The 1,462-nt window shown below is 61.0% G+C and carries 1 protein-coding gene; it reads right to left on the bottom strand.

What is annotated here, in order from left to right; translation table 11 throughout:
- Positions 1-1,462, bottom strand: a 1,462-nt coding sequence (locus AC58DT_RS15585; RefSeq protein WP_497217717.1) for an FIDD domain-containing protein, incomplete at both ends; no start/stop codon positions are given.

Raw genomic sequence — 1,462 nt, 5'->3', positions numbered from 1 at the left:
GGCGGGCCGCCATAGGCCGCGCGCACATACAGGGTCTGGGAAAAGGCAACGATGTTCTCGTAGGGACTGGCCAACGGAAAATTGCCCGTATTGGCATCCAGCAGGTTCTCGTGGTAGGTAATGGCCAAGGTAGGGTCTCCGCCGCGTATCTCGGCGCTCTTGCTCTCCAGGTCAAAGGAGGTGAAACCGTTGTTGTCAACGTCGCACGCTACCAGCGGGGCGGGCTCCACCGGCTCCGGGTTCGGGTTGACGATGATAAAGAAGCTCAGCAGCCCACGGCAGGTGTTCTGGCCCACCACGGTCACGAAGATCTCCTGTAGGGGGCTGATGGTGTTCTGGTACGCGGAAGGGTCCGCGATGCGGATATCGTTGTTCTGGTCATCCTGCGATGCGTAATAGTAGACCGCCAAAGTGGGGTCGCCATTGGTGATCACGGGCGTGTTGAGGGTCAGGTCGAAAGTGGAGATGCCATCGTCATCGGTACTGCCGTTGACCTCGTCGTCACAGAGGACCAGGTCGTTGGCGGTGCCGGAACCGGGATAGAGCCCCATCTCGATCTCGAACGGGGTCACCCGCGCACAGCCGGTGGCAAGGCTCTCCAGGCGCACCCAGATGGTCTGGCCAGAACTCGGGAAGGCATCCGCCGGAGCGATGGCGTTGGTACCGGCATCGGCATCGGCCTGGCTCTCGTAATAGGAGACGGGCACAAAGTCATCGGGGTCCTGTACGCCGTACACCGAGGCGTCCTGTACGGTAAGGTCGAAAACGGCAGTGCCGTCACCGTCCTCATCGCAGGCGAAGAGCGGGTCCTGGAGGGTGGCGTCCGGCGCATCGGGCAGCGGCACCACGATAAGCTCCAGCTCCACGATGGTATAGCACGGGAGCTGCTCGGGCGGTACCTGGTTGGTCACGCGCGCAAACACCGTCTGGCTGTAGGGAACAATATTGGTATAGGGGCTTACGATCTCGGTCCCCGGAAAGGCGTTCTCCGCTTCCTGCAGGGTCTCGTAGTAGAGGATGGTAACATCGGTCTCCCCGTTGAGTATCTCCAGATCGCGCTGGGTAAGATCGAACGTACCTACGATCCCGTCATCGTCATCGTCACAGATGGTTATTGGCTCCGGGTCCGGGTTCGCATTGGGGTTCGGAAGTACCGTAAGGGTCACCGTGATCAGGTTCGAACAGCCGAACGACGAGGTCACGCGCCCTATCACGGTCTGGGGGGTGGCTATGTTCTGGTACATCGTCGGGTCCGCAATGGGGATGCCCGCAGCCTCGTCGGCAGGGGTCTCGAACCACAGTACGCTCAAGGTAAGGTCGCCACCGGTGACCAGAATGTCCTGGGTGGTCAGGTCGAAGGTCGAGATCTCATCGGTCGGGGTGCTGCCCTGCAGCTCGTCATCGCACAATACCATCTCGAAGGGACCGAGGTCCAGCGGGATCGGGTCCACGATAAGGGTCA

It is taken from the genome of Aequorivita sp. CRS11 (assembly GCF_059693805.1).
This window is presented reverse-complemented; position numbering and strand designations above follow the sequence as displayed.